Source organism: Pseudoalteromonas espejiana DSM 9414, assembly GCF_002221525.1.
GTDB lineage: Bacteria > Pseudomonadota > Gammaproteobacteria > Enterobacterales > Alteromonadaceae > Pseudoalteromonas > Pseudoalteromonas espejiana.
Genome location: NZ_CP011028.1, coordinates 3,312,544 through 3,339,136, shown reverse-complemented (window position 1 = coordinate 3,339,136; position 26,593 = coordinate 3,312,544). Strand labels below are relative to the sequence as shown.

The 26,593-nt window shown below is 39.9% G+C and carries 25 protein-coding genes and 1 tRNA gene; 20 read left to right on the top strand and 6 right to left on the bottom strand.

Annotation, left to right across the window (positions count from 1 at the left end; all coding sequences use genetic code 11):
• Positions 1–25: 25 nt before the first annotated feature.
• On the top strand, positions 26–1,294 hold the full coding sequence (locus PESP_RS15160) for an inorganic phosphate transporter (RefSeq protein WP_089348778.1): 1,269 nt from the start codon (positions 26–28) through the stop codon (positions 1,292–1,294).
• A gap of 83 nt (positions 1,295–1,377) precedes the next feature.
• Complete coding sequence (locus PESP_RS15155; RefSeq protein WP_089348777.1) at positions 1,378–2,298, top strand: hydrogen peroxide-inducible genes activator; 921 nt, start codon at positions 1,378–1,380, stop codon at positions 2,296–2,298.
• Between the two features lie 16 nt (positions 2,299–2,314).
• On the opposite strand, the gene PESP_RS15150 is transcribed toward PESP_RS15155, so the two are convergent.
• Positions 2,315–2,527 (bottom strand): hypothetical protein, encoded by a 213-nt coding sequence (locus PESP_RS15150; RefSeq protein WP_089348776.1) that lies wholly within the window; start codon positions 2,525–2,527, stop codon positions 2,315–2,317.
• Positions 2,528–2,731: 204 nt separating this feature from the next.
• Positions 2,732–5,248 (bottom strand): EAL domain-containing protein, encoded by a 2,517-nt coding sequence (locus tag PESP_RS15145; protein WP_089348775.1) that lies wholly within the window; start codon positions 5,246–5,248, stop codon positions 2,732–2,734.
• A 202-nt stretch (positions 5,249–5,450) separates the two neighbouring features.
• On the opposite strand from PESP_RS15145, the gene queA reads away from it, so the two are divergent.
• The 7 genes from queA (at position 5,451) to PESP_RS15110 (ending at position 13,721) form a co-directional block, all read left to right on the top strand.
• Complete coding sequence (gene queA / locus PESP_RS15140; RefSeq protein ID WP_089348774.1) at positions 5,451–6,482, top strand: tRNA preQ1(34) S-adenosylmethionine ribosyltransferase-isomerase QueA; 1,032 nt, start codon at positions 5,451–5,453, stop codon at positions 6,480–6,482.
• Between the two features lie 175 nt (positions 6,483–6,657).
• The gene (gene tgt / locus PESP_RS15135) at positions 6,658–7,782 is read left to right on the top strand and encodes a tRNA guanosine(34) transglycosylase Tgt (protein ID WP_089348773.1); all 1,125 of its coding nucleotides are present in this window, start codon (positions 6,658–6,660) and stop codon (positions 7,780–7,782) included.
• 25 nt (positions 7,783–7,807) lie between these two features.
• Positions 7,808–8,143: a preprotein translocase subunit YajC gene (gene yajC / locus PESP_RS15130; RefSeq protein WP_004587613.1), complete on the top strand. Its 336-nt coding sequence runs from the start codon at positions 7,808–7,810 to the stop codon at positions 8,141–8,143.
• A gap of 19 nt (positions 8,144–8,162) precedes the next feature.
• Positions 8,163–10,022: a protein translocase subunit SecD gene (gene secD / locus PESP_RS15125; RefSeq protein ID WP_089348772.1), complete on the top strand. Its 1,860-nt coding sequence runs from the start codon at positions 8,163–8,165 to the stop codon at positions 10,020–10,022.
• Positions 10,023–10,031: 9 nt separating this feature from the next.
• The gene (secF, locus tag PESP_RS15120; RefSeq protein ID WP_089348771.1) at positions 10,032–10,979 is read left to right on the top strand and encodes a protein translocase subunit SecF; all 948 of its coding nucleotides are present in this window, start codon (positions 10,032–10,034) and stop codon (positions 10,977–10,979) included.
• Between the two features lie 130 nt (positions 10,980–11,109).
• Positions 11,110–12,897: a GGDEF domain-containing protein gene (locus PESP_RS15115; RefSeq protein WP_089348770.1), complete on the top strand. Its 1,788-nt coding sequence runs from the start codon at positions 11,110–11,112 to the stop codon at positions 12,895–12,897.
• Between the two features lie 17 nt (positions 12,898–12,914).
• Entirely contained in the window at positions 12,915–13,721 is an 807-nt protein-coding gene (locus PESP_RS15110) for a substrate-binding periplasmic protein (RefSeq protein ID WP_089348769.1), read from the top strand.
• Positions 13,722–13,935: 214 nt separating this feature from the next.
• On the opposite strand, the gene suhB is transcribed toward PESP_RS15110, so the two are convergent.
• Entirely contained in the window at positions 13,936–14,739 is an 804-nt protein-coding gene (gene suhB, locus PESP_RS15105) for an inositol-1-monophosphatase (RefSeq protein ID WP_089349187.1), read from the bottom strand.
• A gap of 435 nt (positions 14,740–15,174) precedes the next feature.
• Here suhB and PESP_RS15100 point away from each other — a divergent pair, with 435 nt between their 5' ends.
• Positions 15,175–15,591: a VOC family protein gene (locus tag PESP_RS15100; protein ID WP_089348768.1), complete on the top strand. Its 417-nt coding sequence runs from the start codon at positions 15,175–15,177 to the stop codon at positions 15,589–15,591.
• Between the two features lie 68 nt (positions 15,592–15,659).
• On the opposite strand, the gene PESP_RS15095 is transcribed toward PESP_RS15100, so the two are convergent.
• Positions 15,660–16,316, bottom strand: a complete 657-nt coding sequence (locus tag PESP_RS15095; RefSeq protein ID WP_089348767.1) for a LiaF domain-containing protein — start codon at positions 16,314–16,316, stop codon at positions 15,660–15,662.
• 318 nt (positions 16,317–16,634) lie between these two features.
• Between PESP_RS15095 and PESP_RS15090 the strand changes: the two genes are divergently transcribed.
• From PESP_RS15090 to PESP_RS15080, 3 genes are all read left to right on the top strand, one after another.
• Positions 16,635–17,201 (top strand): BON domain-containing protein, encoded by a 567-nt coding sequence (locus PESP_RS15090; RefSeq protein ID WP_089348766.1) that lies wholly within the window; start codon positions 16,635–16,637, stop codon positions 17,199–17,201.
• A gap of 65 nt (positions 17,202–17,266) precedes the next feature.
• Positions 17,267–17,425 carry a YqaE/Pmp3 family membrane protein gene (locus tag PESP_RS15085; protein ID WP_004587604.1) on the top strand — a complete coding sequence of 53 codons (159 nt, stop codon included), beginning with the start codon at positions 17,267–17,269 and terminating at the stop codon, positions 17,423–17,425.
• Positions 17,426–17,693: 268 nt separating this feature from the next.
• Positions 17,694–17,770, top strand: a tRNA-Ile gene (locus PESP_RS15080).
• Between the two features lie 252 nt (positions 17,771–18,022).
• Here PESP_RS15080 and PESP_RS15075 read toward each other — a convergent pair.
• Positions 18,023–18,844, bottom strand: a complete 822-nt coding sequence (locus PESP_RS15075; RefSeq protein WP_089348765.1) for a DUF4437 domain-containing protein — start codon at positions 18,842–18,844, stop codon at positions 18,023–18,025.
• Between the two features lie 149 nt (positions 18,845–18,993).
• Between PESP_RS15075 and PESP_RS15070 the strand changes: the two genes are divergently transcribed.
• On the top strand, positions 18,994–19,947 hold the full coding sequence (locus tag PESP_RS15070; RefSeq protein ID WP_089348764.1) for a LysR family transcriptional regulator: 954 nt from the start codon (positions 18,994–18,996) through the stop codon (positions 19,945–19,947).
• A gap of 159 nt (positions 19,948–20,106) precedes the next feature.
• Positions 20,107–21,987: a methyl-accepting chemotaxis protein gene (locus tag PESP_RS15065; protein ID WP_089348763.1), complete on the top strand. Its 1,881-nt coding sequence runs from the start codon at positions 20,107–20,109 to the stop codon at positions 21,985–21,987.
• 63 nt (positions 21,988–22,050) lie between these two features.
• On the opposite strand, the gene PESP_RS15060 is transcribed toward PESP_RS15065, so the two are convergent.
• The gene (locus PESP_RS15060) at positions 22,051–22,380 is read right to left on the bottom strand and encodes a 5-carboxymethyl-2-hydroxymuconate Delta-isomerase (protein WP_004588643.1); all 330 of its coding nucleotides are present in this window, start codon (positions 22,378–22,380) and stop codon (positions 22,051–22,053) included.
• Between the two features lie 173 nt (positions 22,381–22,553).
• Here PESP_RS15060 and PESP_RS15055 point away from each other — a divergent pair, with 173 nt between their 5' ends.
• The 5 genes from PESP_RS15055 to PESP_RS15035 are packed head-to-tail and all read left to right on the top strand — an operon-like array spanning position 22,554 to position 26,526.
• Entirely contained in the window at positions 22,554–23,036 is a 483-nt protein-coding gene (locus PESP_RS15055; protein WP_089348762.1) for a CreA family protein, read from the top strand.
• 9 nt (positions 23,037–23,045) lie between these two features.
• A complete protein-coding gene (locus PESP_RS15050) occupies positions 23,046–23,819 on the top strand; it encodes a hypothetical protein (RefSeq protein WP_089348761.1) in 774 nt (257 codons plus the stop codon).
• Positions 23,820–23,830: 11 nt separating this feature from the next.
• Positions 23,831–24,457, top strand: a complete 627-nt coding sequence (locus tag PESP_RS15045; RefSeq protein WP_089348760.1) for a LysE family translocator — start codon at positions 23,831–23,833, stop codon at positions 24,455–24,457.
• 21 nt (positions 24,458–24,478) lie between these two features.
• Positions 24,479–24,973, top strand: coding sequence for a gamma-glutamylcyclotransferase family protein (locus PESP_RS15040; RefSeq protein ID WP_089348759.1), 495 nt, complete (start codon positions 24,479–24,481; stop codon positions 24,971–24,973).
• Positions 24,974–24,984: 11 nt separating this feature from the next.
• On the top strand, positions 24,985–26,526 hold the full coding sequence (locus PESP_RS15035) for a serine hydrolase (protein WP_089348758.1): 1,542 nt from the start codon (positions 24,985–24,987) through the stop codon (positions 26,524–26,526).
• Positions 26,527–26,593 lie beyond the last annotated feature (67 nt).

Genomic DNA, 26,593 nt, shown 5'->3' with positions numbered 1-26,593 from the left:
AAAAACGAAAGATTAAGGTTACACAATGGATATCATTGCATCTTACGGCACGGTATTAATTTTAATTGCCGCAGCAGTCGGCTTTTTTATGGCTTATGGTATTGGCGCGAACGACGTTGCTAATGCGATGGGTACTTCAGTAGGTTCTAAAGCACTAACAATTAAACAAGCAATTTTAATTGCGATGATTTTTGAGTTTGCAGGTGCTTATTTAGCAGGTGGTGAAGTTACATCAACAATTCGTAAAGGAATTATTGATGCAGCACCTTTTGCTGCACTCCCTGATTTAATGGTTTTAGGTATGATCTCTGCATTATTTGCAGCGGGTTCTTGGCTATTAATTGCTTCATTTTTAGGTTGGCCTGTTTCAACTACCCACTCAATCATTGGTGCAATTATTGGTTTTGCACTAGTAGCAGTAGGTACAGAAGCAATTCAATGGAATAAAGTAGGTGGTATTGTTGGTAGCTGGATCATAACCCCAGCTATATCTGGCTTTATTGCGTACTTAATTTTTATGAGTGCACAAAAGCTGATTTTTGATACCGATGCGCCTCTTAAAAACGCAAAACGCTTTGTGCCTCTGTACATGGGTTTAGCGGGCTTTATTATGGCGCTTGTGACTATTAAAAAAGGCTTAAAGCATATTGGTATTAACCTAGGTGCTACCGAAGGCTACTTAATCGCAATCGCGATTGCTGTGCTTGTGGCTATTATTGGTAAAATTGCGATTTCACGTTTAAATATCGACCCTAAAGCCGATAAACAAATGCAATTTAATAACGTAGAAAAAGTATTTGCGGTATTAATGGTATTAACAGCTTGTTGTATGGCATTTGCGCACGGCTCAAACGATGTAGCTAATGCAATTGGTCCATTAGCAGCTGTTGTGAACATTGTTGAAAGCAATGGTGAAATTGCTAAGAAAGCAGCTATTGCATGGTGGATATTACCTCTAGGCGGTTTTGGTATTGTTGCTGGCCTAGCTATTTTGGGTAAAAAAGTAATTAAAACCATTGGTGAAGGCATTACGCATTTAACACCAAGCCGTGGTTTTGCTGCCGAATTAGCTGCTGCGTCTACCGTTGTTATTGCATCAGGTACTGGTATGCCAATCTCTACTACACAAACCTTAGTGGGTGCCGTGTTAGGTGTAGGTATGGCACGTGGTATTGGCGCACTTAACATGGGCGTTATCAGAAACATTGTAGTTTCTTGGGTAATAACGTTGCCAGTTGGCGCTGCCCTTGCTATTGTTATTTTCTACGTACTAAGAACCGCGTTTGGGGTTTAATAAAAAAAGTACTCAAAGACTTTTAGCTTGAAAAGATCTCAACGCCCTAGGTGTTGGGGTCTTTTTATTTGTGGAAAGAAAAAATGACCAATCTTCCAAGTATTAAGCAGCTGCAATATTTATTAGCTGTGCATCAACACCAGCATTTTGGCCGTGCAGCCAGTGCCTGCTTTATAGGGCAGTCTACCTTAAGTAGTGCAATTCAAAATCTTGAGGAAACGCTGGGTTGTCAACTTATCGAGCGAGAAAACCGTAGCCTTATGTTCACTAGTATTGGTGAGGAGGTGGTAGAGCGCTCTCGTAAAATTATAAATGATACAATTAGCCTAAAAGAGCTAACTAAAAGCTTTTTAACACCGCTTAGTGGTAAGTTAGTAGTCGGGGTAATTCCTACTATTGCAAGCTTTATAGCTGCGCCTTTGTATCACTTTTGTAAGCAAACTTTTTGCGATTTAGAGTTGGTACTTGTTGAGGATACCAGCGACAAGCTACTCGATAAGCTTGAGCATGGACAAATTGACTTAGCGTTGTTAGCGCTGCCTTATCAAACCGAAAGGTTTCATACACAGGTACTTGCTAAAGATCACTTCAGCTTAGTGCATCATAAAGACTACAGCCCAGCAAAAGGCGTAGAGGATTTTAACCTATTGCCCGACGCCAGTGTGTTTCTATTAGAACGAGAACACTGTATGACAGGCCATGCACTTAGTGCATGCCATTTGAACCGTTCAAGCTGCATAAACCCGTTTGAGGCCGCAAGCCTACACACGTTACTGAGTATGGTGGAGCATCAGTTAGGTGTGACGTTTTTACCACAAATGGCAATCAACGCAGGCATACTTGAAAACAAAGATATGATTGCAACGCCATCGCAAGGTGATGCTTATCGAGATATTGGTATATTGTGGCGTAAAACCACTGGGCGCATTCGTGACTTTAAATTGTTTAGTCAGCAACTAGAAGTGTTTTTGAATCGACAGTGCAGTTTAAATTTTACTGAATAAATAACAAAACAGCAGCCTATAAGGGCTGCTGTTTACTATGCGTTTGGCTTTCAAATGGTTCAAGCTCAGGAAGAAAAAGTAAGTAAATCCAGACCACTAAGTTAAAGTAAGGGACTAAGCCTAAAATACTAAATACACCCACAGGATACCCCTTTAACTGTGCATATCGGTAGCACTGATAAGCAATTATAAAGTGAATTACTAATAGCAAAATAATTAACTGCGCCATACCTTTCTCCTTAAACCTAAACCAGTTTACAAACTCTCTTTATTTACTGGTCATGTATGCTTATAGGTAATGTCATGTTTTTACTGTTAAATCATCAAAATAACACGACATTAACTAAGTAGTGACTAAAGTATAGGCAAGAAGGGCAATAAAGATAGTAATAAAATGCTTAAAACTGTTTAAAAATGTTTAGCTAGCGCTAGGCTATTGTTGGCTAAAAGGTTTCTTTTGATAAATAATTTCAAGGGCAGGTTTTACCTTTTCTACAGGCACTGGCCTTGCAATAAAATAGCCTTGTCCGTAGTCGACACCTATATCTTTTAAAGCAAAAAATATCTCTTCGCTTTCAACGTACTCAGCAACTGAACTTTTATCAAGGGAGCGGCTTATATCATTAATTGCCTTAACAAGTGCAAGGTCAATGGGGTCATTAATCATGTCACGAACAAACGAGCCATCTATTTTCACATGCTGCGCAGGTAGTTGTTTTAAGTAGTTAAAGGTACTAAATCCAGTGCCAAAATCATCAATAGAAAAATGACAGCCTAAACTGTTTAGCTTTTCTATCATTTTGCGTGTTGCTTTTAAATTGTTAACACTGGCCGACTCGGTTATTTCAAAAATAATGCGTGTAGGCGGAACTTGATATTTTTCTAAACTTGATTCTATATGCGGCAGTAAGCGCTCATCTAAAAACGACTGCGCCGATAAGTTAATGGCTACTTGGTTTAGCTCTGAGTGCTTCGCAACACTTGCAATAGCATTACGTATAACGCACTGATCCATTAAAAATGTATCATTTAGCAGTTCTAAAGAAGGGATAAATTGATTTGGAAAAATGAGCTTATTATTTACTTTTAATCGCAGTAACGCTTCAAAATAAGCGACTTTATTTGCTTTAAAATCCCAAATAGGTTGATAGTGAAGCTCTATAGAATCTTGCTGAAGGGCTTGTCTAATCTCATGCCCCCACTCTAGGCCTGTTTGCAGCGTGTTGTTTTGCGCATCTTCTTTAGAATAACAATGTACTAAATTGCGACCTAAGCTTTTTGCAATGTATAAAGAAATATCGGCCTGCTTTAAACATTCATTTGGGTCACAGTTTTTTGCGGTAATTTGCGTTAAACCAATAGAGCAGCTAATCGAGTAAGTTTGTTCTTCAGACTTAAATTCGTGTTGTTCAACGGCGCTACAAATGCTTTCAGCTATGAGATGGGCATCAAGTAACTGGGTGTTTTTTAAAATAACGGCAAATTCGTCGCCACCAATTCTGCACACTAAGTGCTTGGCGTTAATGTTGGCTTCAAACAGTTGCGCAACGTCTTTTAAAACAATATCGCCTTGTTGATGACCTTTACTATCGTTAATTATTTTAAAATGATCTAAATCGATATAAATAAGCGCATGCTCTACATCATCATAGGTGTGTTTAGTTTGGCAAATTTTATTGAGCTGCTGGTCAAAGTAATATCGATTATGTAAACCGGTAAGGGTATCGTGCAATGCTAAGTGGCGTAGCTTAAACTCAGCTTGTTTACGCTCATGTATATTATCGATTGTGGCAGTAATAGTGGCATTATTACGGCTATTTTTTATTAGCTGTAATCGGCATTCAACCCAAATTTGACTACCGTTTTTATGATTAAGTTGTATTTCTACTTGTTGCTGATGCATGCCGCCGTTGAGAATATCGTTAATAGTGGCGTTTAGCTTTTCTTTGCATTCATCAGAGCAGTAATCAACTAAAGACTGCTGTAAGGTTGATTTAACCCCAAAACCGCTAAGGGTTTCCCATGCTGGGTTGATGAATCTAATTTTTCCAAGCTGATCAAGCTCTAAAACAACGGTATTTAAATGCAGTAAAATACGTTGATGCGCCGAAAAAAGCTCTTTATAGCGTACTTCACTAATGCTTAACTGTTCTACTTTATGCGCAAATTCAGCGTAGCTCACCATAAAGTCTTCGCGGCGCGCAGCATGGTCACATACTTTATTTAAAAATGAAGGGTCGTACGGCGCTCTTATAAAGTCAGTTACGCCAGATAAAAGCAGCTGTTCTGCATAGTCGGCGTCATTATTATCAATAATAGTAACAATGGCTTGCTTGGAATTATGTTGCAGTATTTCTTCTACAAGTACACTTGAGCTCTCTGCCTGAGAAGCGGTGGCATCAAGTAAAACAATAGCAAATTGCTGTTGGTTGTAAGCGTTTAATGCACTTTTACTTGAAGTAACATGGGTAATTGCAAAATTAAGTTGAAGTTGCTCAGTTATTTCATCTGCTTTTTGCTGAATGGGCTCAAGAAGTAGCAAATTGAGGCGGCTGCTTTTTTCTAAGTGAGTAGAGAGCACATTAGCAAGCACTTGCGGCAACATATCTTGATGCTCAAATGGCAGTACAGCGTCTATTCCGTAACTACGGGCTGTGGTTTCTGCAATTCGCTCACAGTAAATCGGCGGAATGAGTAAAATAGGGGTGTTTTTTGGGGTGCTGAGTAAGCCAGAGCGAATCATGCGTGAAAAACGCCAACCGTCTATTTTACCTACACTTAGCCCGGTAATAATGACGTTTACTGATTGTTTTTTTAAAATGGTTAAGGCGTCTTGGCTATCGGAGGCTTCAATAAATTCGAATACTTTTAAATACTCTAAAGTGGCGCGGATAGTATGACGTTCATCGCTACTTGCGTTTAGAATGAGCAACTTCAGTTGTTCTGCCACTTTTTAATAACCCCAAAACTAAACCATTATTATTTTAAGAGGGTAAGAATAATGATATTTACCCATAAGAACAAGAATATTTAAAGTTGTTACTCAAATGTATCTAAAATAGGGCTAATTCCCTTTACTCTGGTAGATATCTTGAGCTTAACAGAGGATAGATATACACTTGGCGCGATTTTAATGATGTGGAATACCGACTATGCGCGTGGCCGATTTTAGCTTTGACTTACCTGATGAATTAATTGCTCGTTTTCCTAAACAAGATAGAACCAGCAGCCGTTTATTAACCTTAGATGGCCCTAGTGGCAACGTTGAGCACAAAGTGTTTAGCGATATTCTTGATTTAGTAAACGAAGGTGACTTATTAGTATTTAATAACACCCGCGTTATTCCGGCGCGTATGTTTGGTCAAAAAGCATCGGGCGGAAAAGTAGAGGTACTTGTAGAACGCGTGGTTGATGAGCACCGTGTGCTTGCCCATGTGCGTGCCAGTAAATCACTAAAGCCAGGTAATGAAGTTATTTTAGAAGGTAAAGCAAAAGCAACCATGGTAGCGCGTCATGATACCTTGTTTGAGCTTGAATTTGACCACCGTCAAAATGTACTCGATATACTAAACGATATTGGCCACATGCCATTACCCCCTTATATTGACCGCCCAGATACCGAAGCTGACCGTGAGCGTTATCAAACAGTGTATGGCGAAAAGCCAGGTGCAGTGGCTGCGCCCACAGCAGGTTTACACTTTGACGATAAACTAATGGCTGCGCTTAAAAATAAAGGCGTGAACATGGCTTTTGTTACACTGCATGTTGGTGCAGGTACATTTCAGCCAGTGCGTGTAGAAAGTGTTGATGAGCATGTAATGCACTCTGAATACATTGAAGTGCCTGATGACGTTGTACAAGCCGTTGCACAAACTAAAGCCAGTGGCGGGCGCGTTATTGCTGTAGGTACTACCTCTGTGCGCTCACTTGAATCGGCAGCTAAAGTACACGGTGGCGAGCTAAAAAGTTACTTTGGCGACACTGATATATTTATTTTTCCGGGTTACCAATTTAACGTAGTTGATGCCATGGTTACTAATTTTCACTTACCTGAATCAACGCTAATAATGCTAGTAAGTGCCTTTAGCGGCCAAGACAATATTATGGGTGCTTACAATACGGCCATTGAGCAACAGTACCGCTTTTTTAGCTATGGCGACGCGATGTTTTTAACACGTAAATAAGCGTAAATTTAGCAATAACCCTTTTTAAAAACCCAGCTACCTAGCTGGGTTTTTATTTGCCAATACCAATACACACTGAATTTAGCGTAGCTGATAGTAATAACGGGGCAAAAAGGGTAGAATCGAGCGGTTAAATTATAGCTTGTTGGACTGTTTTTCCGACATTGAGGATGATATGAAATTTGAATTAGACCGCACCGACGGAAAAGCGCGCCGCGGCCGCTTGATTTTTGACCGTGGTGTAATAGAAACCCCGGCATTTATGCCTGTAGGTACTTACGGTACTGTCAAGGGTATGACGCCAGATGAAGTTAAAGCCACTGGCGCACAAATCTGCTTAGGTAATACCTTTCACTTAATGCTTCGCCCAGGTACTGAAATCATTAAACAACATGGTGATTTACACGACTTTATGAATTGGGATTTCCCAATTTTAACCGACTCAGGTGGTTTTCAGGTATTTAGCCTTGGTGCAATGCGTAAAATTACCGAAGAAGGTGTTTTATTTCAGTCGCCTGTAAACGGTGACCAAATTATGATGTCGCCTGAAAAGTCGATGGAAGTACAGCGTGATTTAGGCTCAGACATCGTTATGATTTTTGACGAATGTACGCCGTACCCAGCTACCGAAAAAGAAGCAAAAGACTCAATGGAGCTGTCGCTTCGCTGGGCTAAACGCTCTAAAGAAGGCCACGGTGATAACCCGTCAGCCTTATTTGGTATTATTCAAGGTGGTATGTACCCAGAATTACGTGCACAATCACAAAAAGGCCTAGAAGAAATAGGTTTTGATGGTTACGCATTAGGCGGCTTATCGGTAGGTGAGCCTAAAAACGAAATGATGAACATTCTTGATCATTGTGCGTTTAAAATGCCAGAAGATAAACCGCGCTACTTAATGGGCGTAGGTAAACCAGAAGACTTAGTTGAGTCGGTACGCCGTGGTATTGATATGTTTGACTGTGTTATGCCAACGCGTAATGCACGAAATGGTCATTTATTTATTACTACCGGTACCATTAAAATTCGTAACGCAGTACATAAAACAGACACCGGCCCGCTAGACCCTGAGTGTGATTGCCATACTTGTAAAAATTATTCGCGTGCTTATTTGCATCACCTTGATAAATGTAACGAAATTTTAGGTGCACGACTAAACACAATTCATAACTTACGTTACTATCAACGTGTTATGGAAGGCTTACGCAATGCAATTAGCGAAGGCAAACTAGAAGAATTTGTTAGTGATTTTTATGCTCGCCGTGGCCAAGACGTGCCAGAGCTTGCAGATATAAATTAAAATTTAAAAATATAGAGGAAGTATTATGAGTTTATTTATTTCAAACGCACACGCCGCTGCTGGTCAACCTGCTGCAAGTGGTGGCTGGGAAATGCTAATTATGTTAGCTATTTTCGGTTTAGTTTTTTACTTTTTAATTTACCGTCCGCAAGCAAAGCGTGTTAAAGAACACAAAAGCTTAATGAGCGCGATGGCTAAAGGCGACGAAGTACTTACCCAAGGTGGCTTAGTAGGTAAAATTGTTAAAATTACTGAAGATAAAGATTTCATCGTGATCTCTTTAAATGAGCAAGCTGAAGTTACGGTACAAAAATCGGCAGTATCTGCTGTATTGCCTAAAGGCACAATGAAGTCACTATAAAAATAAAAAGGACATTCCTGTGTTAAACAAGTTTCCAATTTGGAAGTATTTACTTGTTTTAGCTGTGGTAGCCATTGGCCTTTTATATGCTTCACCTAACTTGTATGGCCGCGATCCGGCCATACAAGTTTCGGGAGCAAAAGGTGCAGATGTCGATCTCAGTGTAGTAGACAAAGTAAACGCAACCCTCAAACAACATAACGTAACAGCTAAATCTACCGTGCTTGAAGGCGGGCAAGTATTAGTTCGTTTTAAAAATGTTGAAGAACAGCTAAAAGCGCAAGATTTATTGCGTAATTCACTTAGCGACGATTACATTTCTGCTATCAATATGGCACCTGCTCAGCCCGCTTGGTTAAAATCCTTGGGTGGTAACCCAATGAAGCTAGGCCTAGATTTAAGTGGTGGTGTTCACTTCACCATGGAAATCGACATGGCAACCGCTGTGGATAACCAGCTAGAGCAAATGGAACAAGATTTTCGCAGCGACCTACGCGTAGAAAAACTGCGTTACCGCAGTGTTCGTCGTGTTGCTGGCTCTGAGCGTATGCGTGTAGAAATGCGTACCGAAGAAGACAAAGACGCTGCTGAGCGTTTTTTAGAGTCACGTTACCCGCTTAATGTTTACATTGATGATAGCAGCAACGACCGCGCATTTTTTGCCACTATGAGTGAGCAAAAGCTTAAAGAAATTCGTGATTACGCTATCAAGCAAAACGAAACCATTATTCGTAATCGTATTAACCAAATTGGTGTAGCCGAGCCAAACGTACAGCGCCAAGGTGCTGAACGCATTATTGTGCAACTACCAGGTGTACAAGATACCGCACGTGCAAAAGAAATTTTAGGTGCAACGGCAACGCTTGAGTTTCGTGAAGTAGACGAAAACGCAGATGCCAGTGCCGCAGCGCAAGGGCGTATTCCTGCGGGCACTGAAATGATCATGAGCCGCGACGGTTACCCTGTTGTACTTAAAAAACGCATTATACTTGAAGGTAGCCACATCACTGGCGCGCAATCAGGTAACGATGAATACCAACGTCCTCAAGTAAGTATTACGCTTGATAGCAAAGGTGGGGCAAAAATGAATGCCTTTACTAAACGCGCTATTGGTAAGCGTATGGCAACGGTATTTATTGAATATAAGCCATCGGGTAAAAAAGATGCCAACGGAAAAGCGCTTCCACCTATTAAGGTAGAAGAAGTGATTAACGTAGCAACAATTCAAGCGCGTCTTGACCGTTCGTTCCGTATTACTGGTATTGATAACCCTGCTGAAGCCCATAATTTAAGCTTGCTACTTAGAGCCGGTGCACTTGTTGCGCCAATTCAAATAGTAGAAGAGCGCACAGTAGGGCCAAGCCTTGGCCAAGAAAACATTGAAGCAGGTATGACAGCCGTTGCACTTGGTTTTGCGTTTGTACTTGCCTTTATGCTTATTTACTACAAGGGCTTTGGCCTAGTTGCAAACATTGCGCTTGCAGCTAACTTAGTGCTTATTGTGGGTGTAATGTCGCTTATTCCAGGCGCTACATTAACGCTGCCAGGTATTGCCGGTATCGTATTAACCGTAGGTATGGCGGTTGATGCTAACGTACTTATATTTGAACGTATTCGTGAAGAGCTGGCCGATGGCCGTAGCCCTCAGCAATCAGTTCATTTTGGTTACGATAGCGCATTTAGCACCATTTTTGATGCCAATATTACAACCTTAATTGCTGCAGTAATTCTGTTTGCAGTAGGTACTGGTCCTATTGCAGGTTTTGCGGTAACACTAGCAATTGGTATTTTAACTTCAATGTTTACAGCAATTATTGGTACCCGTGCGGTAATCAATTTATTTATTGGTGGTAAACGCATTGATAAACTTTCGATTTAAGGAGCTGACATGCAAATTTTAAGTTTGGGCGGTAAAACCCTACGTTTCATGTCTCTTCGTAAAGTGGCAATGGGTTTTTCGACGTTATTAATTTTAGCGTCGTTTGCATCAATTTTTATAAAGGGTCTAAACTTCGGTTTAGATTTTACCGGCGGTACAGCGGTAGAAGTTGGTTTTTCACAACCAGCTGACCTTAAAAAAGTACGTACAGCACTTGCTGAAAACGGCTTTGCTGATGCCTCAGTGCAACTGTTTGGTTCTAGCCAAGAAATTTTAGTACGTTTAGCGCCACGCGGCAGCGAAGTAAAAGCAGAAGTAATTGGTAACCAAGTAATTACAGCCTTAAAACAAGCTGATGACAGCGTAGTAATGCGCCGTATTGAATTTGTTGGTCCAAGCGTGGGTGAAGACTTAAAAGAGCAGGGTGGCCTTGCCATGTTAACTGCGCTTATTTGTATACTTATTTACGTAGCGTTTCGTTTTGAATGGCGTTTTGCGGTAGGTGCAGTAGGCGCACTACTTCACGATGTTATTATTACTGTAGGCTTGTTTTCGGTATTAGGGTTAGAGTTTGATTTAACCATTTTAGCGGCGATTCTTGCGGTAATTGGTTACTCACTTAACGATACTATTGTTGTATCTGACCGTATTCGTGAAAACTTCCGTAAAGTACGCATCGACGACACCATCGAAATTATTGATATGTCGTTAACGCAAACACTTAACCGTACGCTTGTAACATCAATCACCACTATTTTAGTATTGATTGCGTTATTTGTGTGGGGCGGACAAACCATACATGGCTTTGCAACTGCATTGTTATTTGGTGTGTTTATTGGTACTTACTCTTCAGTTTACGTTGCAAGCTCAGTAGCAATTAGCATGGGCGTAAGTAAAGAAGACTTAATACCAGAAGTGGTAGAAAAAGAAGGCGCCGACCTAGACGCTTTACCATAATAGTTTTAATACTAAAAAAAACCGCTCACTTGAGCGGTTTTTTATTGCGCGGTTTTTATGCAGGTGCAATAAAATTGTCATACGTGCTTGCTACTTTAATGCTCCTATTTAACTACAGCTAGGCTTGGCAGTGACAGTACAGCGTAAAGTGCTCGACTATATTTTACATAACAGTGAAATAACCACGTTATTTCAACCTATTTTTGATATAGCCAAGCAAACAATCATAGGTTACGAAGCACTAAGTAGGGGGCCTAAAAATAGCCCGCTAGAAATGCCCACTATCTTATTTGAAGTTGCCCATGAGCAAGGTTTAATTTCGGAGCTTGAGCTCTTGTGTCGCTCTAAAGCAATTGAAAACTTTGTAAAACTTAAACTAAGCGGGAAGCTATTTTTAAACGTAAGCCCTAAAACCTTACTCGACCCTTGTCACCCTAAAGGTGAAACACTGCACTTAATAGAGCAATTTGGCTTAGCGGCAAATAGGGTGGTAATAGAAGTTACTGAACAAGAAAAAGTAGATGATGGCTTTTTATTATTAAAAACAATAGCGCATTACCGCGAGCTTGGTTTTACTATCGCCATAGATGATTTAGGCGCGGGTTATTCAGGTTTAAAGCAGTGGTCTGAACTTTGCCCAGACTTTGTAAAAATCGACCGCTATTTTATCGATCATTGTGATGAAAGTGAGGTTAAAAAAGAGTTTTTAAAATCAATTACTATTTTAGCCAAAGCCACAAATACGCAAGTGATTGCCGAAGGCATAGAAAGAGTAGAAGAGCTTTCTTTTGTTGAAAGCTTAGGTATAGCAAACGTACAAGGTTTTTTACTCGAAAAGCCAAACCTTGCCCCCAGCCTTGATTACAGCTTAAAGCAGTTAAAAGCATTAAGCTTTTCTCAGCCTAACAATCAATTTGATCAATCTATGGCAATAGGCTGGCTTGCTGTAACGCAGCAAGCAATAGATAGCGAAACACGCTGTAAAGACGCTCATAAGCTATTTGAAAAAGATAAAGCCACAATAAGCCTTCCGGTATTAAATAAAGCGGGCCAACCTGTGGGCCTACTTCATAAAGATCAACTTACAGAAGTGTTTGCAGCGCCTTATGGGCATGCACTTTACGACAAGCGCCCTGTTACTGAGCTTATGGATAAGCAGCCTTTGGTTGTTGATGAAAACCAATTGCTCGACACCGTAAGTCAGCAAATTACCGAGCAAGATTTTGATATTCGCCGCCACATAGTGATTACTCGCAGCGGTTGTTATTTAGGTTTAGCGCCCCTTCGCGATATTTTAAAGCACATAACAGAAGAAAAAATACGCCACGCTCAACATGCAAACCCACTCACCATGTTACCGGGCAATGTAGCCATAAACGAAGCCATAGAGCAAAGGCTTCGTACTCAAAGTGCATTTTCATTAGCGTATATAGATTTAAACCACTTTAAGCAGTTTAACGATTTGTACGGTTATGCCAGTGGCGATAGTGTGATTAAGTTATTGGCTGATGTAACCGTGCAAGCATGCGAAAACAGTGCTAACTTTGTAGGACATATAGGTGGTGATGATTTTATGGTGGTGTTTGACCAGCGTGACGCCATACAAGTATGCAACACCATAATAAAACAGTTTGAACACCAGTCACGCACCTTTTTTACGCCTGAGCACATTAAGAGCAAAGGCTATTGGGCTACAAATCGTGAAGGAGAAAAGCAATTTGTACCTTTACTCACGTTATCGATTGGCCTTGTGGAGCCCGACCTACAGGAATGTAAAAATAGCCATCAGGTTGCTGCACTTGCAACCGATGCTAAAAAAGAAGCCAAACGATTTCGTCATAGCTACTTGTTTGTTTGCAAGCGCCGTAAGCCAGCCCCTGCGGTGGTGCGTTTAGCGGCTAATAAACAGGTGGTTTAAATAGTTAGGTAATAACTATGTTGCCAATTAAATGTATGTTCGTCATTGGTTTGTTAGCATTTAAAGCTTATGCAATTGAGGAACATGTCATTAATGTTGCTCAAAAACAAACTATTCAAAATGCCCGTGAAGAATACCTAAGTGAGTTGCTAATACGTGCTTTAGAAAGCGCACAATACCCAAGTATAGTGAACATGGTAGCTGTGTCTTTAAAAGAGCAGCGTGAGTTAATCGAGCTTGATAGTACTAAGCTCGATGTATATTGGAGTATGAGTAGCCCACAACGAGAAGCCAGTGCCATTGCGATTAAAATTCCCTTGTTTAAAGGTTATATTGGTAAGCGAGCATTACTCACTAATAAGCAAAACTTAAAGCGCTTTGAAAAAATTAAAACAGCAAAGCAGTTAAGTAAAATGACAGCAGTACAAGGCTTTGACTGGCCTGATACTAAAATTATGTCATCTAATGGTTTAGCGGTCAGGCCAAGTAATAGTGATTTAGCTATGTTTACGCTAGTAAGCCGTGGGCGAGTAGATTATTTTCCGCGCTCGTTTATAGAGGTTAACTCAGAGCTTATAGCCAGCAAGCAAGGTAACTTAGTGGTGGTGCCTAACTTATATATTAGTTACCCCACAGGGATTTATTACTTTGTAACGAATAAAAAACCTAAGCTTGCCAGTGTGATAAAGCAGGGCTTAGAAACAATGCAAAAAAACGGTGAATTTGACGCGTTGTTTAATGAGTATTTTGCAAAAGATTTAAATGCGCTGCCCTACACTAAAGGTAAAACAACAGAAATAAAGCTTATAAACCCGTTTATATAATGCTTACGCATTTTATTGGCTCATACTTGATATGAATTGTGTTAATTTTCTTTGTTCTTAGTGAGAGTTTTTTAATACAAGTAGTGACACGTTTAGCCCCGCAAAATGATTAAGTATTATTGCAAATTGGTACAGACTGGTAATAAAACTGCGCGGTATAAAACAAAAAAGGAGCCAAAGGCTCCTTTTTTAACATGCAGTTAAATGCACTGTATTAGCGAAGTAACGACTCAGATAATACTGGGCGAATTTCACGAATAATAGCTTGAGTAAGCTTAGGTGCACCACAAATGATATTGCCACTGTGGTTATAGTTATTACCACCAGCAAAATCTACTACCATGCCGCCAGCTTCTTTAACCATAAGCTCGCCTGCAGCAGAGTGCCAAGGTTTTAAACCAATTTCGAAAAAGCCATCAACACGGCCCGCAGCAACGTATGCCATATCTAAAGCAGAACAACCTGCACGGCGAATATCAGCTGTATGCACAAACAATGCTTTAAATGCTTCAGTGTAAGTATCCATATGATGTTTGTTTTTGAAAGGGAAACCAGTAGCAAGTACAGTACCCGCAAGTACAGTTGTTTTGCTTACACGAAGACGTTTGCTGTTAAGTTGTGCGCCTTGACCTTTAGAAGCCGTGAAAAGCTCACCACGAATTGGATCGTAGATTACAGCTTGGTCTAAACGACCTTTAACCTTAAGTGCAATAGAAATTGCGTAATGAGGGATACCTTTGATGAAATTAGTTGTTCCATCGATAGGATCTACAATCCATTGGTAATCTGCATCCTTGCCTTTGTGCTCACCTAGTTCTTCACCAACAATTGAGTGAGTAGGGTAAGACTGTAAAATTGTGTCGCGAATTACGGCTTCGGCTTCTTTATCAATGTTAGTTACTAAGTCGTTAGCGCCTTTTTGTTGCACTTCAACTTTTGATAAATCTTCGCCAGCGCGAAGTAAAATTTTGCCTGCGTTGCGCGCAGCGCGAACCGCAATGTTTAACATTGGATGCATGGTATTACCTTTGGGTTGTAAAAGAACGTTTATATATTTAAGCCGGCGTATTTTAGCGACTTTTGCCATAAAGTAAACAATTAACCCTAAATACTTTTGTGTGTTTTTTGTACTCACTTGAAACATCTATATATTTCTTCATCTAAAATTTTATAACTAACCTGAGCTTCGGATATTAAATCTATCTTTAGCAGCTATTTTCAGCGCTAACTGCGTTGAATTTAATTGCGTGAGGCCAGCTATTGACGCGTAAATCCGCCTTGTTCTCATTGAAAACCTTTGGCTAGAGAAAATAAATTTAAATGCCACAATAATTCATTATGTTAGTAAGTCTCTTAACCAGAGCTTGGGTTAAATAAAAAATAAAAAGTGCTTTACCTAAAGTTAGCTTGAGGTTTTATCTTGTGTTTAAGCAATCAACTAAGGTAAATAATAATGAGATTAGAGCACGTACATTTAGTCGTAAACGATATAGACGCCATGCTAACGTTTTATAAAGCAGCCTTTCCGTATTGGTCAATTAGGAGCGAAGGGCACAATACTTGGTATGGTAAACCAAAACGCTGGGTACACTTTGGTGATGATAATCACTACATTGCTATAAGCAACAACGGCGAGCATAAAAACAGAAATTTGACAGGGCATCAAGTAGGGCTGGCTCACTTTGCCTATGTTACAAACAATATAGACGCGCTTATAACGCGCTTAAAACAAGCGGGATTTAACCTAGATAAGCAAGGCGCAGAAAACCCCTTTAGAAAAAACGTGTATTACTTAGACCCGGCCGGGTTTGAGGTTGAATTTGTGCAGTACTTAAGTGACATACCTAGTGAGCGCAATAACGACTTATAAAATGTGTATTAAACAAGAGTATAGAAAAGCGCTTATTAGGGCTTTTCTATACCTTACATTTAAGTGCACTATTTATTGCTCACGCCAAGCTGCGCTTTTAAATCATTGGCAAAGCTTATAAACTTTTCTTTAATGGTGCGTTTAACTTTAACCTCAACAGAGCCTAATACAGTTCTACCTTCAATCTGAATAGTTGGGCCTTGGCGCTTATTTAGCGAGACAGTTTTATTTTCAAAGCTGCCCAATATACAAAACATTTTAGAAACCACATTAACGTGCTCTGGTACGTATATTTCTTCGCTACCAAAATAACAACTAACGTGAATAGTGACATGTTGGTGGGTAAATATGGCATCGGTAAAATCAAGTACAATTGACCCCATATAGTTTTGAATATAAATATCTTTAGGCACAACCCATTGGCCACTACGTTCGCTTGAGCCCAAAATGCTTTTTAAAGTCAGGCTTTCATTATCGCCTTGTTGTGCACTGTAGTTAGGTGAGAACTGAGTTTGTTTTTGAGCAGTATACTGTGTATCTGCGTTTAGAGTTAAATCTTCAACTAAGCCAAGCAGAGTGGTGTTGTCGGTTGCTTCCATTGCGCTGTCTAGGCGCCTTTCGAATGCTTCAGCAGATATTACTCCATGGCTGTAATTATAAATAAGTTGATCTATCACTTGTTCACGAACTTGCTCTATTGGGCGGTCTTCAATTTTTACAGACATGGGAGTAATCCTTTTTATATTTGCGTTATCGTTTTATTAGCAAGCCATATACCAATATTAAAACCATTTAATATCAAGTGCTTATGTTTTATATGAATTCCGTTGCTTTACTATATTAACGATAGATTAACCAAAACTGCAATATAATCGTTATTTTCACCACTTGAGAAACTTTTACCGAATAGCCTGTAAATGTTTACTCGCCCACTTAATACCAACTTGGCATATTTTCCCTTAAGTTGCTGAAATTTAAGGGATAACAAAGTTGGCCTAATGCTCGCATATATAAAAGTGTCTTTAATCAAAAGGAGAAAGATTATGAAAACATTCAACAAATCTATGATTGCGGCTTTAGTTCTTGGTACTACAGCTATGGGTGCTCAAGCGGGCACGTGGGAAAATGAAAGTAAAGATGCTTGGATTGATGGTAAGGCAGAAACAGTGCTTCTTATGAACACTAATCTAAACAACTTTGACATTAACACTGATGTAAAAAATGGCAAGGTAGTACTTACAGGTAAAGTAAACAGCGATCTTGATAAAGAGCTAGCTGAAGAACTTGTAATTAGCCTAGATGGCGTATCTGATGTAGAAAACAACCTAACAGTTGTTAAAAACATGGATATGGACGATAAAGATCGTGCCACTATGGATGATGACGATAACGACTTAACTGACGCTAAAATCACCACAGTAATTACTACACGTTTCTTATTTGACTCAGAAGTTGACGGTACAGACATCGATGTAGATACCGACAACGGTATAGTTAAGCTTAAAGGTTCTGTAGAAACAGAAGCCGAAAAGCAGTTAGCAGTGAAAATTGCTAAAAATGCTGAAGATGTTCGTGACGTAGTTGATGAATTAACTATTGTTGCTGAATAATACACTATACTAAAAAGCCCAGCCTAGCTGGGCTTTTTGTTTTGTCATTCTAAAGGAGCTACCCCATGGATATCATTCGTATAATTTTGTCGATTTTACTGCCACCATTAGGCGTGTTTTTGCAAGTAGGTTTAGGCATGCATTTTTGGCTAAATATTTTATTAACCCTGTTAGGTTACTTCCCAGGGTTAATACACGCAATCTACATTATCGCTAAAAAATAATGTGTAGCCGCTATAAATGTGAGCCGGCCACTTTTTTATAATTCAGATTGTAAAAAAGCGGCTTACATCCCTCCTTGTTCGTTTTTCTGTATTTTCTCGTCTATTAGCTTATAAAAAGATTACTATTTAAGCAGTCAGCTTACTGATTGTTAAAATAAAGGTTTTTGCTAGTGACAAGCCTTAAAAAACTTTTTATACTGCAACCCGCTTTAGTCGCTCAGTGGCTAAACGCTTCAAAAATTAACTACCTTGTAGTTATATAAAAGTTGGCCCCTTAGCTCAGTTGGTTAGAGCACACGACTCATAATCGTTAGGTCCCCAGTTCGAGTCTGGGAGGGGCCACCACTTTTCCAAGTTACCCTTCTTTATAAATACATTTTTAAACTTAATAATTAAATTTATAAATCCCACGCTTGATCTGCTTTACAGAATAGCTAGTTTTTGTTTTTTTAGATAATTTAGATAATTTAGATAATTTAGATATTAGGTGTTGAAAAGATTGGAGGTGTTTACGCTTTAGGCTCAAAGCAGCAAATAAAGGGATAGCCAACCGGTATAAAAAGCCTCCAGCAATGGCTTGCTAGAGGCGTTAAGTATTTAATTAACTTGGTACTTACTATTAGTACGAATGTAGATAGTTGCCGGCTTATCGCTGTTGTTTTCAAGCGAGTGAGTAAAGCGGCCCGTTGACTCTACGTAGCTGCCTGCACTTAGGCTTTGTGCTTTATTTTGCTCGCTTGAGTTGTAATTAACCGCACCTGCAATAACCACTGCGCGAAACTCACTGGCATTAGTAGTTACTTCACCTTTAAAGCCAGCAGGAAGTTTAATCATTGAGCCATTCATATTGGCTGTACTTCCCCATACATAAGTAGATTTAACACCGTCTACGTTAATATCGTTTAAGTCGCTATCGCTTAACCATACAATATTGTCTTTATGTAGGTTTAATGGGCGCTCACTATTATCAAATTGCTCTTTAGTTGGTTTAACCAAATAAGGACCTGAGTCTATTTCTAGGTAAATTAAGTTAGTTTTGCCATTGGCAGCAGTAGTGTGGTTTTCACCTGCTGGTTGTGTCCAAAACGAGCCTGCAGGCATCCACATTTTTTCAGCCGCTGGGTCGTCGTTATGCATTTGACCTTCAATAACAATACCGCGGTAGGTAATATTGTGGATATGCGGTGGAGATTCAAAGCCTTTTTTAAAGCGCACTAACATGCCAGTAGCTGTATCTGTTGTACGGTTTCCCCAAAGATCTGCTGCACCTGGGCTTTTATCACCACGTAGTGGGTTTAGGTAGCCCCAATCAATATTGCTTGCAGCAACTACTTTTGAGGTGCTTTGTTGTGCAAAAGCAGGTGAAGAAATTAGTGTGGCCACAAGTGCAAGTGTTGATGCGTTTAATAAAAGTTTCATGGGAATGCTCCGTTAAGTTGGTATGTGTGTATAGTACGGCTTAAAATTCACCCAATAAATGGGCAAATGTTCAATACACTTTCGCAAAAACGTGGATAATAGTTTTATAGTTAACATTTAATCCCGTAGCTGAATAATAAGAGGTTTTGATGAAAATCGCTGATTTACAAGTATTGCTTAAAGTTGCTGAGCTGCAATCTATTACTGCAGCGGCAAATCAATTAGATATGAGTTCATCGGCAGCAAGCGTATCTATAAAGCGCATAGAACAGGCACTAGGTGCTCAAATTTTTGTGCGTACCACAAGGCAAATACGCCTTACACCAGAGGGCGAACGCTACCTACCGTTATGCCAGCAAGCGCTCGAATTACTACAGCAAGGCCAAGTACTCATTCACGAAGAGCAACAGTCTATAAGTGGTGAAGTGCGCATGGCGGTATCCTCCGAAATGGGGCGCAATTTAATGCGTGTTTTGCTTAATAATATTATGGATAAGTACAGTGAGGTGACGCTGCGTTTACAAGCTAGTGATAGCCGTGCCGATTTTTACCGCGATGGTGTTGATGTTGCTTTAAGAGCAATCACCAAAGATGCAGCGAAAGAGCTTAATTTATACGGTTTTAAAATTTGCAATATCCCTCACGTGTTGTGCGCATCGCCTGATTATATTGCCAAGCACGGTGAGCCCTTAACACCAAACGACCTACTTGAGCATAATGCACTTTTATACAAGCTATACGAAGTTGTACACGATGGGTGGGAGCTTTATAAAGATGAGGAAAAGTACAAAATAAAAATGAATAGCGACCGCGCTGTTAACGACGGCGATATAGTAAGGCGTTGGTGTATTGATGGAACCGGTATTGCCAAAAAATCAGCGATAGATGTAGGGCAGGATTTATTAAGCACAAGGCTTCAAAGGATAATGAGCGACTACAAAGTGCCGCTCACCGAAATGTGGCTGGTGCTTCCTAGCAGGCAACTAATTACACCTGCCGTTAGGGTAATTCGTGATGAGCTAAAGCACACAATTAATGAATTAAGAGGGCAGCTAATAGCCCAAGGTATTATTGATACGCAAGAGTGGCCAGACTCTCCTTAAGATTTATACGAGAAGTGATCTTGGTTGCTTACGTATTTTAATGCTCAAGCTGTTCTTTTTTGTTCTATTTTTTCTAATTATTGGGCTTATTGCCTAGCTGATCCTATATTTATAGCTAACCAGAGTTAGTTCAACCCTTTGTTCATTTATAGGTATAGTATGTTACTTAAGCAAAAAGTTTATATTAGTCTCATTTTAGCTATTGTGGTGCCGTTAGCTGTTTCTACATTTTTATTTTCAAATAGTATTCAAAACCATACCGATGAAAAACTTGCCAAGGTAGATTTGCCTACGGCGCTTAGTGAAGTAAAAAACAAAATTGAGCTTGAGCTCTCTACGCCTATAATTGTTGCAAAGGAAATAGCTCAAAATTTATTTGTTAAACAGTGGCTGAGTAATGGCGAATCAGAGCAAACACAAGCCGATTACATTGACTATTTAGCAAGTATAAAAAAAGATAACAAAGCCGTTATTGCCTATATTATTTCAAAAAACACCAACAACTATTACACCGATACTGGCATATCTAGAAAAATAGATAGAAGCGAAGATCTATGGTTTGATCAATTTTTGTCATCAAATAAACCTTTCGAAATAGCGTTAGATATTGATAAAACCACTAACACTATGGTGGTCTTTATTAATTACGCGTTAGAAATAGGCGGCGAGCGTACAGCAATTACAGGCGTTGGCCGCTCACTCGATTCAATGATTAATTTAATTAACGAATACCGTATTGGTGAAGCAGGTGTAGTTTATTTAGTTTCTAACGAAGGTGAAGTAATGCTTCACAGCGATAGAGATAAAATGGGGCAAAAAATTAATATTAGTGATATTAAAAATGGCGCCATTGTTAATAAGCAAATAGAGGGAGAAGACTATGTTGTTTCTAGTACGCCTATTGAGTCACTGGGTTGGCACTTAGTTGCTGAGATCCCTGAAGAGCAATTATACGGCCCCATAAATAGTGCTATTAACAGTAACTTATTGTTTGGTGTAATCATTGCGATAATAGGGTTTGTATTGGCGCGGGTGCTGGTTGCGCAAATATTTAAACCCATTGAAAATATTACCTCGGCGGTAAATGCGTTAACTAAAAAAGATGGCGACCTAACCGCAAGATTACCAACGAACGATAACAATGAAATATCAGAGCTAGCAGCAAACTTTAATTTATTTTTAGAGCAATTACATAGCATGTTTAAGCAGGTGTCGGACTCTGCTAGCCATGTGAAAAGTATTTCCGAAAGTGTATTAGTGCAAGTACAAGGAGCTGCTAATTTAGCTGAGGTGCAATCATCAAGTACACAAACCGTTGCTGCGGCAGTTAATGAAATGGAAGTAACGGTACAAGATATTTCAAATAGTGCGAGTAACGCATCTAATATAGCAACTACTACTGAGGAAACTACTCACAAAGGTGTTGAGTTTGTTAATGGCACCATAAAGCAAATGGAGCAACTTGAAACTGCTATGGCAACCTCGGTTGCTTCTGTGACCGAGCTTTCTGGTGAAATAAAATCAATTACGCAAGTACTTGATGTAATTAAGGCTATTTCAGAGCAAACCAATTTACTAGCACTTAATGCTGCTATAGAGGCAGCACGCGCAGGTGAGCATGGCCGTGGTTTTGCTGTGGTGGCTGATGAAGTACGTACACTTGCTATGCGTACCGCTGAGTCAACTGAGCAAATTAACGAAATGATAGATACGTTAAACTCTAAAGCCTCTAGTACGGTATCAGCCATTGAACTTGGCAGTAAAAATACCCTTGAAAACGCAGAGCGACTAAAAGTTACAGGCAGTACATTAACTGGTATATCGCAGGAAATTGTGACTTTAAGTGAGTTAAACAGTTCGGTTGCTACAGCAACGCGTGAACAAACATTAGCTACGTCAGAAATAAGTCAAAACGTGGTGATGATTTCTGACTCGGCAGAACAAACAAAGCAAAATATGAAAAATTCAGAGCAGCTATGTAATGGGCTAAATAAAGAGTCGAATATTTTAAAAGAGTTACTAGGTAAGTTTACGCTTTAAAAAAGTGACCCATTAAACCAAAAAACGCGCTGTAACTAAGTTACAGCGCGTTTTTTATGGCATTTAATTTTTACGGTAAATCTCGTGCTGAATATCGTAAATATTAACGCTTAGGCTGTCGGAGTCGCGACAGTATGTTTTTAAACACTCTAGTAGGCTTTCGCTAAGCATTTGCTTTTGCTCAATAGAGCGCCCAGCCATAATGTGTGCCGCAATATGAATAAACCCTTCTTTACCTTCACCTAATTGATATTGCTGATAAGCAATGGCACGGGTTTTAATGGTTTCTAAATCAAATAAGCCACTTTGAAATGTGGCGTTATGTACTTTTTCAACAAGCACTTGAGGTAATACAGGAAGATCTTCAGAGTGTTCAATAATAATGTGCGGCATTTACGCGTTTCCTATTATGAGTTACTACGTGGGCGTACGCATAATTGTACCAAAGCCTAACTAGTGCGCTAACCCCTGAACTGTCTAAATTTAGTCGTATTAGCTTTTGATGATAGTATAAAATCAGTCACGTGAACCTTCGCTTAGCTTATAAAGTAAAATTAAGGATTAATATGAAATTACCACAAAGTTTTAAACGTTTAGCTGTGCTGCTAAGTGCAGTTGTAACTTTAAGTGCATGCTCAGATGATGTTGCTTCGGTGAGCTTGGGTTTATTTACTACAAAAGATGTGGTGGTTAATTCTCAGCAAGACCCTTTAGTAACAGGGGTTACATGCCATATTAGCCATATAGAAGCTGATTTAGATTTTTCAGACCCGTCAGATATGTCTATTGCGTGTCGTCAAACGGGGCCAATTACCGCCGATATGTTACAGGCCATTGACCGTAGTAAATCAGGTGAAGTGGTATTTAAGTCATCAAAGAGTATTTTATTTAAGTCGCTTAAAGTACGCCGTATTTACGATGCGCAAAATCGTACTTTATTGTACTTATCGTATTCAACAAAAGAGTCTAGTGGTAGCCACCACCATGCACTTTCTACAGTGCCTTTATATAACACCCAAGCATGGAACTGGGCACTAGAACAAAAATAAGAGCACATTATGTTAGCGTTATTTAAATCTAAACCGCTGCTTGAGCAAGCCGAGCAGCAGTGGTTAATAGATACTTTTATTTGGGCGGTAGAAAACTTTGATGCCGAATTTTTTACTAAACACACACAAATAATATTACCAACGGGCAAGCACTTTCCCGATTCGGTGTCGAGCATAGAAGAAATGGCTACCAACGTATTTACCCGAGTGCGCAATTACGCAGGCATGAGTGCGTGGCCAGTTCAGCTTGTTGCGCCACAGCAATTGCAGCCGCAGGTGTTTCCTCATTTTGAGTTTAGTGAACACCTACGGGGCGAACAAAGCGCGCTTATAGTACCACCAAGCCATGCGGTTAATGTTTCGTTTAACCCTAATCAAATTAATCAGCCACAAGATTTAGTGGCAAGCTTTGCCGGTACGTTAGCGACCATACTTATTCATCATGTTGCAGTGTTGCCACCAGGGGGCAAAGACTACTTACCCCAAGCTGCAGATGCGCTAGCATGCTTTTTAGGGTTTGGTGTAATGATGAGCAACACGGTATATCAATTTAAAGGGGGATGTGGCTCGTGCTATAACCCTTACGCTAACCGCGAAGCTAAATTAAGCGAAACCCATACCGTATTTATGCACGCGTTAATTAGCTATTTTAAAAATGATAAAGAGTCTAAAAAACATTTAAAGCCGCATTTACGCAGCCAATTTAAAAAAGCACAAAAAGAAATAAAAGCCCTAGTAGATACCTCTGCTAACCCATTATTACTTGCGTATGCCCCAAGCTAAACTGGATATTTGTGAACTACTTAGATGAATTTTTACTTATTGCTATTGCACATTTTTTTGCAGTAGCAAGCCCAGGTCCTGATTTTGCCGTCGTACTTAAGCAAAGTGTACAACAAGGAAGGCGTAACGCCTTATGGACCAGCGCAGGCGTTGGCGCAGCTATTTTACTGCACGTTGCATATTGTGTATTAGGGGTTGCGCTTATTTTAACGCAATCACCGACCTTATTTTTGGCGTTAAAATATTTAGCAGGCGCTTATTTAGCGTATTTAGGTGTGCAAGCGTTAAGAGCTGCAAAACCGCCAGAAAATAACAGCGATGATATTGACAATAAAACCGTGCTTGAGGAAAGCGTATGGCTTGCCTTTAGGCGTGGTTTTTTAACTAATGCGCTGAACCCTAAAGCAACCCTCTTTTTTATGTCGTTATTTACCTTAGTAATTAGCGTAACTACACCTACTAGCGTGCAAATAGCGTATGGCGTTTATATGGCATTGGCTACTTGGGTGTGGTTTTCAATGTTGTCACTGGTGTTATCTAAACCGAGTGTGCGTGGCTTTTTTCAAAAAAGTGGTTATTGGTTTGACCGTGGTATAGGCGTTATTTTAATAGCCCTTGCTATTCGTGTTGTTATTTAAATTAAAAAAGCAGGAGTAAACATGCCTCTTTATAACTTTTCGTTTGGATCTAATATGTCATCTAACCGTTTGCTAGCTCGCTTACCTAAAGCAAAGCGAGTAGGCACAGCGGTATTAAAAGGCTACGAGCTTACTTTTAATATGTTATTTAAAGATGGCTCAGGTAAGTGCAGTATTCAAAAAGTAGATGATAAAAACGCGTTAGTGTATGGCGTTGTTTATGAAATAGATGATGCTGAAAAAGCACTTTTAGATACCATAGAAGGCCCAGGATACGATTGCGTTGCCATTAAACCAACGCTTTTAGATGGTAAGCAAATAGAGGCGCATTGCTATATAGCCAATACGCACGATAACGATGTACTACCTTATGATTGGTATGTTCAGCACGTTCATCGCGGTGCACTTGAGGCGGGCGTACCAAAAGAATACAGTGATGCAATACTCAATAGGCCGCATAAAAGCGATACCAATAAAGCGCGTGCAGATATTGAATTTGCAGTTCATCAAAAATAATAAGGATAATCATGAAATTAACCAAACTAGCCAGCTTTGCTTTGCTTGCCAGTGCTACTTTTAGTAGCTGGGCGCAATTAAATACTAATAATATTGAAGAGGTAATTAAAACCTCAATGGCGCGCTTTGACGTACCCGGTATGGCTGTAGCGGTAGTGCAAGACGACCAAGTAGTGTTTGCTAAGGGGTTTGGTGTTAGTAATTTAAATACCAATGCTAAGGTAAATAAAGACACCCTATTTGGTATTGCATCAAACACTAAAGCCTTTACCAGCGCTGCACTGGCTAAATTGGTTGATGAAGGTAAGTTAAGCTGGGGTGACAGGGTAATCGACCATTTACCTGAATTTAGATTATATGACTCATACGTAACCCGAGAAATGCGTATTCGTGATTTATTAAGTCATCGAAGTGGCTTAGGGCTTGGCCAAGGCGATTTAATGATTTGGCCTAGCACCGATAAATCGGTAAAAGATATTTTAGCAGGGCTAAGGTATTTAAAACCGGCAAGTAGCTTTCGAAGCCAATATGCGTATAACAACTTAATGTTTGTCACCGCAGGTGAAGTGGTTGCGCGTGTGGCGGGTATGAGCTGGAACGATTACATCGAAAAAAATATATTAACACCGCTGCATATGGATAACTCTCGTGCGGGCTTTTCACGTATTCCTAAAAGTAATAAAAACTGGGCAATTGGTCATATCCCAATGGGTGGCAAGCTCAACCCCTTTTTTGTGAACTACCTAGAAGATTTTAGAGGGGCAGGTGCAATTGCATCGAGCGTAAGTGACATGAGCCAGTGGCTGCGTACACAACTTGCTGGTGGCAAAATGCCAAACGGCGAGCAACTATTTAGCGAAAAGCAACAAGCGCAAATGTGGCACCCGCATATTACCTCTATGGCCTCTAAAAGTGCGTTTGAAGCGTATCATCAGCAATTTAGAGGATATGGGCTAGGGTGGAGTATTGAAGATTACCACGGCTTTAAAAAGCTAGGCCACGGTGGTGGTATTTTAGGTATGGTATCGCAAGTCACGTTACTTCCAGAGAAAAAGCTTGGTATTGTAATTTTATCTAATCAGCAAGCATTTAGTGCGCTGTCGGCGGTGACTCACGAAGTATTAGAAGATGTACTTGAGCTTGAAGATAAAGACTGGGTAGAAGATTTAGCTAATAAGCATTTTGCCGGTAAACAAAAAGCTTATGCGGATGCTAAGCCCGATGCGCCAGCAGACTATCAGCCACAGCTGCCTAATATTAATTACACTGGCACTTTACATGATGATTGGTATGGCGATGTAATTGTTGAGCAGCTCGATGGCAAATTACGCATTGATTTTACACATACTAAACGCTTAAAAGGCACATTAGAGCACTATACGGGCAATACCTTTATTGTTAAGTGGGATGAAAAATTACTAGAAGCCGATGCGTTTATTCGTTTTGAAATGAACACACAAAACCGCGTAAATAGCGCCAAAATGCGTGCGGTATCAACCGCTGTTACCGACTTTAGCTTTGACTTTAGAAACTTAAATTTAAAAGCTAAATAGTAATTTAACCTCGCTATACACCAAAGTCGCAAAGCCACCATTAGGTGGCTTTGTTATATTAATCGCT

What these genes read in the sequence shown, in the direction of transcription:
- PESP_RS15160 (WP_089348778.1), top strand. Translation starts at nt 26, where the DNA reads ATGGATATCATTGCATCTTACGGCACGGTATTAATTTTAATTGCCGCA.
- PESP_RS15155 (WP_089348777.1), top strand. Translation starts at nt 1,378, where the DNA reads ATGACCAATCTTCCAAGTATTAAGCAGCTGCAATATTTATTAGCTGTG.
- PESP_RS15150 (WP_089348776.1), bottom strand. Translation starts at nt 2,527, where the DNA reads ATGGCGCAGTTAATTATTTTGCTATTAGTAATTCACTTTATAATTGCT.
- queA (WP_089348774.1), top strand. Translation starts at nt 5,451, where the DNA reads ATGCGCGTGGCCGATTTTAGCTTTGACTTACCTGATGAATTAATTGCT.
- tgt (WP_089348773.1), top strand. Translation starts at nt 6,658, where the DNA reads ATGAAATTTGAATTAGACCGCACCGACGGAAAAGCGCGCCGCGGCCGC.
- yajC (WP_004587613.1), top strand. Translation starts at nt 7,808, where the DNA reads ATGAGTTTATTTATTTCAAACGCACACGCCGCTGCTGGTCAACCTGCT.
- secF (WP_089348771.1), top strand. Translation starts at nt 10,032, where the DNA reads ATGCAAATTTTAAGTTTGGGCGGTAAAACCCTACGTTTCATGTCTCTT.
- PESP_RS15110 (WP_089348769.1), top strand. Translation starts at nt 12,915, where the DNA reads ATGTTGCCAATTAAATGTATGTTCGTCATTGGTTTGTTAGCATTTAAA.
- suhB (WP_089349187.1), bottom strand. Translation starts at nt 14,739, where the DNA reads ATGCATCCAATGTTAAACATTGCGGTTCGCGCTGCGCGCAACGCAGGC.
- PESP_RS15100 (WP_089348768.1), top strand. Translation starts at nt 15,175, where the DNA reads ATGAGATTAGAGCACGTACATTTAGTCGTAAACGATATAGACGCCATG.
- PESP_RS15095 (WP_089348767.1), bottom strand. Translation starts at nt 16,316, where the DNA reads ATGTCTGTAAAAATTGAAGACCGCCCAATAGAGCAAGTTCGTGAACAA.
- PESP_RS15090 (WP_089348766.1), top strand. Translation starts at nt 16,635, where the DNA reads ATGAAAACATTCAACAAATCTATGATTGCGGCTTTAGTTCTTGGTACT.
- PESP_RS15085 (WP_004587604.1), top strand. Translation starts at nt 17,267, where the DNA reads ATGGATATCATTCGTATAATTTTGTCGATTTTACTGCCACCATTAGGC.
- PESP_RS15075 (WP_089348765.1), bottom strand. Translation starts at nt 18,844, where the DNA reads ATGAAACTTTTATTAAACGCATCAACACTTGCACTTGTGGCCACACTA.
- PESP_RS15070 (WP_089348764.1), top strand. Translation starts at nt 18,994, where the DNA reads ATGAAAATCGCTGATTTACAAGTATTGCTTAAAGTTGCTGAGCTGCAA.
- PESP_RS15065 (WP_089348763.1), top strand. Translation starts at nt 20,107, where the DNA reads ATGTTACTTAAGCAAAAAGTTTATATTAGTCTCATTTTAGCTATTGTG.
- PESP_RS15060 (WP_004588643.1), bottom strand. Translation starts at nt 22,380, where the DNA reads ATGCCGCACATTATTATTGAACACTCTGAAGATCTTCCTGTATTACCT.
- PESP_RS15055 (WP_089348762.1), top strand. Translation starts at nt 22,554, where the DNA reads ATGAAATTACCACAAAGTTTTAAACGTTTAGCTGTGCTGCTAAGTGCA.
- PESP_RS15050 (WP_089348761.1), top strand. Translation starts at nt 23,046, where the DNA reads ATGTTAGCGTTATTTAAATCTAAACCGCTGCTTGAGCAAGCCGAGCAG.
- PESP_RS15040 (WP_089348759.1), top strand. Translation starts at nt 24,479, where the DNA reads ATGCCTCTTTATAACTTTTCGTTTGGATCTAATATGTCATCTAACCGT.
- PESP_RS15035 (WP_089348758.1), top strand. Translation starts at nt 24,985, where the DNA reads ATGAAATTAACCAAACTAGCCAGCTTTGCTTTGCTTGCCAGTGCTACT.